Annotated in this window: 1 protein-coding gene; it reads right to left on the reverse strand. The window is 51.3% G+C overall.

The annotated features are described in order from the left end of the window. Nucleotides 1–275 precede the first annotated feature (275 nt). A partial coding sequence (locus ACO0LN_RS30315) for a MotA/TolQ/ExbB proton channel family protein (RefSeq protein WP_422980481.1) occupies nucleotides 276–439 on the reverse strand: 164 nt, incomplete at its 5' end.

Below are 439 nucleotides of genomic sequence, written 5' to 3' on the forward strand. Positions count from 1 at the left end.
AGACACACAAAGATCTTTTTTCTCTGTGGTGCAGCAGGGGTTTCGAGTGGCATGCCACTCGCCTGCGGAACGAAGACTTCTTGCAAGAAGTCTTTCCTTCCTCTGTGCCTCTGTGGTTAAGGGTCTTCGGTTTTTTTAACCATACAAAGTAGCCGTGTGAAATGCTGAGGAAGCGTAGCGAGCGGCGCTAGTTTGAACTAAGAAGCGCAGTCGTACTTTAGTACGACGAGCATCGCAAGTTCAAAATCGCGTCGCGCAGTAGCTACATCAGTATTTCACTTCTTGCCCATATTGCCGGACAGAACAACGGAATGCAGGTCAGCGGAGAAGGCACGGACTTCTTCCATGGCGCTCTTGTTGCGACGAACCAGGAAGTTGTAACCCAGAACAGCAGGAACAGCGACCGCCAGACCAATCGCGGTCATGATCAGCGCTTCAC

Origin of the sequence: Undibacterium sp. TC9W (genome assembly GCF_049339865.1) — a bacterium.
Taxonomy (GTDB): Bacteria; Pseudomonadota; Gammaproteobacteria; order Burkholderiales; family Burkholderiaceae_D; genus Undibacterium.